The sequence below is a fragment of the Armatimonadota bacterium genome, from assembly GCA_020354555.1.
Taxonomy (GTDB): domain Bacteria; phylum Armatimonadota; class Hebobacteria.
This window is the reverse complement of the sequence record CP070648.1, coordinates 172,392-179,218: the sequence shown is the minus strand read 5'-3', so window position 1 is coordinate 179,218 and position 6,827 is coordinate 172,392. Positions and strand designations below refer to the sequence as shown.

Below are 6,827 nucleotides of genomic sequence, written 5' to 3'. Positions count from 1 at the left end.
GGATCGCGACCCTCAGTTGGTGGAGTCGGCCGAGACGTGCCGTCAGATTCAGAAATGCCACCAGCTTTACAACCTCGCAGAGCCGCTTGCCCGCCGGCGGCCATCGAAGGCGCAGGAGTACTACCAGCGCCTCATCGCCAGCGGGCTCACCGAGGCGCCGGATTTCGACCGCGCTTTCGCCGAGGCGAACGGCGCGCGCTTCGCGCTGTCCGTGGCCAATTGCACGGCCGCCAACCACGTCTCCTGCGCGGCGTGCGGCGCCGGCCCCGGCGACGAGGTCGTCGTCAGCCCCGTCACCGACTACGGCACGATCTACGGCATCGTCGCCCAGCGCGCGATCCCCGTTTTCGCCGACACCGACCGTCTCACGGGCAACATCACCGCCGACACCATCGCGGCGGTCATCAGCGACCGCACGCGCGCGCTTTCCGTCGTCCACTGGGCGGGCATCACGTGCGACATGGCGCCGATTGTCGCCCTCGCGGAACGGCGTGGCCTGCCGATCATCGAGGACGTCTGCCAGGCGCCGCTCGCCGAGTACGCCGGTCGCAAGGCGGGGACACTGGGCGCGATGGGGTGTTTCAGCTTCGACGGCGAGAAGCACCTGTCGTGCGGCAGCGGCGGGGCCATCATCACCAGCGATGAGGAGCTCTACCAGCGCGCCGCGAACTTCGCCGGCACCCGTGGGTCGTACGTGGATGACCCCGACTACGGCCGCCGCCACAAGGTGCTGGGATGCAACTACCGCTTCGACAATGTGCGCATGCCGCTCGCCATGGCGCAGTTGGAGGCATTGCCGGAACTGGTGGCACGGCGGCGGGAGTTGGGCGCGCGGCTCTCGCGACTGCTTGCCGAGATTGACGGCGTGACACCGAGTCCCGTGCCCGAGCGCGGCGATGCGGTATACTGGATCTATCCTTTCCTCGTTGAGGTTGAGGCAATGCGCGTCGGCTTGCCGGACCTCGCCCGCGCGATGGCCGCGGAGGGGCTGCGCGGCATCGGTTCCGGCCGCTACTACCTCGTGCCCGACAGTCACGACCTGCTCAACGACCTGCGGCGCACGTACGGCGCCGGCGCGCTGCCCGGCGGTGCGTCCGATACCTACTTCGGTCGCGGCTACTCTGCCGCCGATACCCCGAATGCGAAATGGTATGTGGATCATATGCTGCGCTTTCCGTTCACTGAGAAGTACAGCGAACGCGACGTCGAGGACATCGCACGCATCGTCGGGAAGGTGGTGGCGCATTACCGGGCGTAACCCGATTGCCGGCGCGCGCACCGTGAGCGCGCGGCATTCGCGACTTCGCGAAAGCCGCACTCGATCGAACCCGTAGGGCAAACCATGAGCCGCGTCCTGAATCTCAAGGGCCGTTACTACCGCACCATCCCCATGGAGTCGGCGGGATATACGGAGGAGGCGTTGGACTTGGACGCGGCGCAGACCGCGTTCGTGTCCCTTCACTGCTGGGACATCGGCTGCCCCGGGGGCCCGGAGGCTGATCCGCAGTACTGCGTCGGCATGGGGCACCGCGTATGCCTTGACGAGGCATATCGCGTCATGCACGACGTCGTCCGGCCGGCGATGGACGCAGCGCGTGCTGCGGGGCTGGCGGTGTATCACGTGCAGGCCGAGTCCATCGCGGCCAATTACCCGAAGTGGTTCACGTGCGACGCCGATCCCCCACCCGCGGGAACCGGCGATCCAGCGCCCGAGGCGATACCTGGGCATCGCGACGCCGTCCTCTTCCGCAGCCACGGCCAGGATTACATGACGCGCTCGGGGCTGGCGCATATGGATATCGCCGAAGTCGTCGCCGCGCTGCCCGACGAGCCGGTCGTGCATCAGACCTCGCAGTTCGACCGCATGCTGCGACGGCAAGGGATCGTCAATCTCATCTACACCGGCTTCGCCACGGACATGTGCATCCTCAATGCGCCGGGCGGGGTGGGGCCGATGTTCTCGCTCGGCTATCGGGTGCTGCTGATCCGCGAGGCGACGCTCGGGGTCGAGCAGCCCGACACGATCGACGACCGAATCGCGACCCGCTGGGGCATGCGGTTCATCGAAACCCACTGGGGTGATACGATTGGCTTCGACGATTTCATGGCTGCGTGCGCGCGGCTGGGCTGTCGCGCCACCCCTCTCCCTGTCAGGGAGAGGGAAGGGTGAGGGTGCCTCGGCGTCGTCGGTGACCCTTTCCTCAATCCTCTCCCTCGGCCGGAGAGGAGGAGACTGAATCATGACGAGTGAAGACCGCAACGCGGTTCAGATCGAAATGCCGGAGGGCATTCGCTGCGCCATCGCCCTGACCTACGACACCGACATGGCCGGCGGCTACGCGCCGGACCTCATCTGCCACGGCTGCACCATGCCCGCGCTCCAGGATTACATGTTCCGCCTCTGCAACACCGCCGAGCAGCACGGCGTCCGCCTGCACTTCTTCCAGATCGGCAACGGCCTGGTCGAGAGCGAAGACGTCACCTACCTGCGCGAGATACTGCGGCGCGGCCACGTCGTTGATTCGCACACCTACTCCCACATCGCGCTCGTGACGCCCGATATCAAGACGCTTGACGAAGAGCTGGCGCTGACCAACCAGCTCTTCGAGAAGCGCTTGGGCTGGAAGTCAACCGTGCTGCGCGGCCCGGGGGGCTATCAGGACGGCCTGCGCGGCAAACCCGAGAACCAGCGCGTCATCATCCGGAACGGCTTTCACTGGGTGAGCTGTCAGTACGACAACACGCTGGCGCAGCAGCCCGTGGAGAAAGCTGTCGAAGCGGCGGGGCGCGACCTGCCCTATGCCTACGACACCGGGCTCGTCGAATTTCCCTTGCAGGGCTTCACCGACCGCGTGTGGTTCGAGACGGTCAAGATGGAGGATCGCGAGCTATACGACGCGTGGCGCGCGGAGTGGGGCCACAAGGCGGTGCCCGATGGCTCGCGCGCGCCGTGGACGACGGCGGACGCGCTCGACAACTGGATTGACTACAACCTGGCCGCCGCGGATTACGCCTACGACAACGGCCTGCTGTGGATCATCTGCTGGCATCCGTACTCGCACTACGTCCACGATCCCGAGAACAAGATGCTCCCGGCGCTGCTTCAGCACTGCGCGGCGAAGTCGAAGAAGAAGAAGGCGGACATGGCCTGGGTCTGCACCCTGCGCGATGCGGTGGCGCTGGTGGCGACGTGAGGGTAGCGGGGCCGACGTGAAGGGTCGCGCTCCAGCCCGCCTCGTTTCAGGTTCCCTCACGGCAACGTGAGCGCGAATGCGGGATACTCGTGACAGGGCGATACCAGATACCGGCAAGTGTGCGCTACCACGGCCTCATAAGGACACAAGTCGTTCATGTGCAACGAGAACAGTGACACCGACAGCGCACTGCCTGCAGGGTCCGGCGCGGGGACATCCCGCCTGTGGGACTCTATCCAGTCGTGCACTTCATCTTCCTCCAGCCCCCGGGACTGATGACCATTTTTGTGGTACAATAGGCGCGATAGGCGCAGGAGGAACTCGCGTGACCACCATGTCCGTCAGCGAAGCCAAGAAGCATCTGCTCGCCTTGGTGAGAGATGCTCAGCAGCAGGGCAAGGTTTTCAGCCTCACCCGCAAGGGCGCGCCGGCCGCCGTCCTCATGAGTGAGGAGCAGTATCGCAGTGTCAAGGAGACCTTGGAGGTGCTCGCCGACCCTGAGGAGTTGAAAGGCATCGTGAAGGGGCGGGCAGACATCGCCTCCGGCCGCGTGGAAGACCTGGAGGCCCTGCTTGAGCGCCTGGACGGTTAGGCTGTCGCGCCGCGCGGCCAAGCAGTTGCACAATCTGGCCCCGGATGTGCGATCCCGCGTCGTCGCCGCGCTGCGAGCCATTCAAAAGGACCCCACCCAAGGGGTCAAGCTGCTGGGGCCCCTGGAAGGATCGCGCCGCTACCGCGTCGGCGATTACCGCATCGTCTACCAGGTCGATCCGGCGAACCGCGTGATCGCCGTCGAAAACATCCGCCACCGCGGCCGCGCCTACCGTCCGTAGCCCGCCTGTCTAGCCGGCCGCCTTGTACCGAATCAGCAAGCTGGTGCCCTTCTGTGCGAGCCGGAGCTCCACGTTCGCCATCAACTGCTGGCCGGTCAGCGTCCGCTCGGTCCGGTGCCGCGCATCATCAATGAACTCGACGGCATAGGTTGTGTCCGCGTCGAGTCCGCGCAGGGCAACGACGAGCGCCGAGTAGTTCGACTCCGGCCGCCGGAACACCAGCACCAGCCCTGCGTTGAGATCGGGCCGATGAAACTGGTACGCCGCCCAGTGCGTCGCATCCGTCGAGCAGTGGGTGAGGGGATAGAAATCGCCGTACCAGAACTTGCGGTTCTCCATTGCCTCGGCCAGCGTCGCCTTCGCCAGTCCGACCGGGAAACTCGGATGCAGATAATCGAACTGGCAGATCGCTCCGCCCGTGGCGGAACTGCGGAACTCATAGGGGTCGGGCGTCCAGCCGCACGCCGTGTGCAGCGGCACGTACATGCTCAGGCCGTGGCTCTGGGACTGGTTCCAGTCCGGATGCCCCGGCGAGCAGCTCGTGTCGCTGCGCCACAAGGGCACCGAGCGCTGGATTGTCTCGAAGTCAATGCGCCGCCCGCCGCTGGAGCAGTTGTCTATGACGAGTCCCGGATGCTTCGCGAGCAGCTCATCCCACATCTCGTAATGCCCCTCGACGTAACGAATCTCCGTCATGCCCTGCCGGTCCGGGGCGTCATTCTCGCGCCAGAATGACAGCGGGTCAATGTTGAAGTCGTTGCGGTAGATATCTATCCCGAACTCGGTGATGCGCTGTGAGAGGAGATCCGTCAGCCAGCGCCGCGCCTCCGGATCGCTCAGCTTGAACAGGCCGCCGTTCGCGCCGCCGAACACAAATCCCGGATGCTCCTGCGCAATCAGTGAACCCGCCGCGACCCGCTCCGGCTCGAACCACACGACGAAGCGCAGGCCCAGCTCATGGCACGCATCCGCGATCGGCTTCAAGCCGTTCGGGAATTCATCCGGCTTGCAGTACCAGTTGCCGACCCCATTTGGGAACCCGCTCTCGAACCACGCCGCATCGAGCCAGTGCGCGTCACAGCCCACGTCTCGTGCGAATCTTGCGGCGCTGATCTGGCCGGCTTCCGTGGCCCATTCGGGCCGGGTCCAGCTGTAGCGGTCGAAGCACTGCGACGCGACCGGCAGGCGCACCGGCCGTCCGTTCTCTTGCGGCACGTAGTGGAACAGCAGCAGGCGGCGGAAACGATTGTGAGCCGTCACGCGGTCGCCCTGCCACGTCATGAGCAGGATGCGCGGCGTGCGAATGCGCTCGCCGGGATGCAGGGACAGATGGGTCAGTTCCATCCCCGCGCACAGCCGCGTCGGGCCGCTCTCGGAGCGCTCCAGCGACGCCGCCCACTGCCCCGACCAGCCGATCGCCGTGATGACGCCTTCGTCAGCGTACTGCACGTTGAAGAAAGGAAACGCGCTGATCGAAGACGGCCTCCCGCCGGTTGGCGCCATGTCGATGTTGCCGCCCGTGGCCAGGCTCGTCTCGAACGGCACGAACGTGTCCGCATCGCACGAATCGCCGTGCAGCCCATGGAGCACCGCCGCGCGCTTCGAGTTCCCCGTGCGCAGCAGCACATCGAGCGCCTGGATGTCCTCGATGATCGGCGTGTCCTGCTGACCGTGATTCTCGAAGTAGAGCACCCAGTCCACCGCCGGATAGTGCTTGAACGCCGTCGTGACCGTGCTCACGCTGAGGCCTGTGGCCGGATCCTTCCACTGAATCCGATGCTCTACTCGATCCTCGCGCTCGTTCGTTTCGACGGTGCGCGCCCAGGTCTTGAGGATATCCGCCGACGGGGCGCCGCCGTACACGAACGAGAATGGCGGTTCTGCGTGCATGAGGATCGTGTCGCGTTGGTTCTCGTCCAGCCATTTGACGCTGCCGTCGCCCATGACGAAGCGCGCCTCCGCCCAGTCGGCTTGGTCCCACCCCGGCCCGTCCCCGGCGTCGGATACCTTGAGGACGATTTCCGCAGCGCCATCCGGAATGTCCGCGCTCACTGCCAGCGGCTCGTCACCGCCGCGCAGCGTGCCTGTGCGGAAGACCTCCTTGGAGTCTATCTCGACGCTGAACTGAACGCTGCCCCGCGTGCCCTGGGTGTCGTAGTTGTTGTCCACGCCGACGAATGCCCTGAAAGTCGTTGCGCCGGACGGCACGATGACGGCGATCTCGCTGTTGGCATGCGTCCCCAGCCCGCGCTCGAACTCCTGCGCGCCGATCCTGATCGGCGTCTCCATGCACGACTGCCCGAACCGCAGCACGTTGTAGTCCTGGCGGCGCACGTCGAGTCTCACGCGCGGCGGCCCGCCCGTCGGGACGGCGCCGGCAAAGACCATGCTGACCCACTCCGCCATCTCCTGCACTTCCGCCGGGCTCGCCATGACGGCGTCGTTCGTAGCGGCGGCGGGAATGTCGTAACTCTCCATCGTCCAGCCTCCTGTCTGAATGGCCATGATGATGCAGCAGAGCGCGGCCATAGCAATGCCAAGACGCTTCACTGTGTCAGCTCCGTACGTCTCAAGCCGAGCACGGTAGCTCGCTCGAATCGCCGAGGAGTATCGCCGCGGGTTGGCGCCGGATCATCCCGCTCGCGCATCAAACACCGCCCCCGGCACACGGTGCCTTGCGCGCATTCTAGCCCGGCGCCACTCGCAAGTCAAACGTCTGTGCACCCCGGGCGCTGCCCGGTCCCGGCCGCCGATCCCACGCGACGCGGAACTCCGTTAGGCGGCTTTGCGTCGAATCGGT

The 6,827-nt window shown here is 65.9% G+C and carries 6 protein-coding genes; 5 read left to right on the top strand and 1 reads right to left on the bottom strand.

The genetic code is table 11. The annotated features are described in order from the left end of the window. The 5 genes from JSV65_00715 to JSV65_00695 all read left to right on the top strand — a co-directional run. Positions 1 to 1,258 (top strand): DegT/DnrJ/EryC1/StrS family aminotransferase (locus JSV65_00715; GenBank protein ID UCH34911.1); only part of this gene is annotated, 1,258 nt, incomplete at its 5' end. An 84-nt stretch (positions 1,259 to 1,342) separates the two neighbouring features. Next, on the top strand, positions 1,343 to 2,170 hold the full coding sequence (locus JSV65_00710) for an isochorismatase family protein (GenBank protein ID UCH34910.1): 828 nt from the start codon (positions 1,343 to 1,345) through the stop codon (positions 2,168 to 2,170). A gap of 70 nt (positions 2,171 to 2,240) precedes the next feature. Further along, complete coding sequence (locus tag JSV65_00705) at positions 2,241 to 3,194, top strand: polysaccharide deacetylase family protein (protein UCH34909.1); 954 nt, start codon at positions 2,241 to 2,243, stop codon at positions 3,192 to 3,194. 325 nt (positions 3,195 to 3,519) lie between these two features. After that, a complete protein-coding gene (locus JSV65_00700; protein UCH34908.1) occupies positions 3,520 to 3,786 on the top strand; it encodes a type II toxin-antitoxin system Phd/YefM family antitoxin in 267 nt (88 codons plus the stop codon). Further along, positions 3,767 to 4,027: a type II toxin-antitoxin system RelE/ParE family toxin gene (locus JSV65_00695; protein UCH34907.1), complete on the top strand. Its 261-nt coding sequence runs from the start codon at positions 3,767 to 3,769 to the stop codon at positions 4,025 to 4,027. The genes JSV65_00700 and JSV65_00695 overlap by 20 nt, the downstream gene beginning before the upstream one ends. Positions 4,028 to 4,036: 9 nt before the next feature. On the opposite strand, the gene JSV65_00690 is transcribed toward JSV65_00695, so the two are convergent. Beyond that, positions 4,037 to 6,505, bottom strand: a complete 2,469-nt coding sequence (locus JSV65_00690) for an NPCBM/NEW2 domain-containing protein (GenBank protein UCH34906.1) — start codon at positions 6,503 to 6,505, stop codon at positions 4,037 to 4,039. Between the last annotated feature and the right edge of the window lie 322 nt (positions 6,506 to 6,827).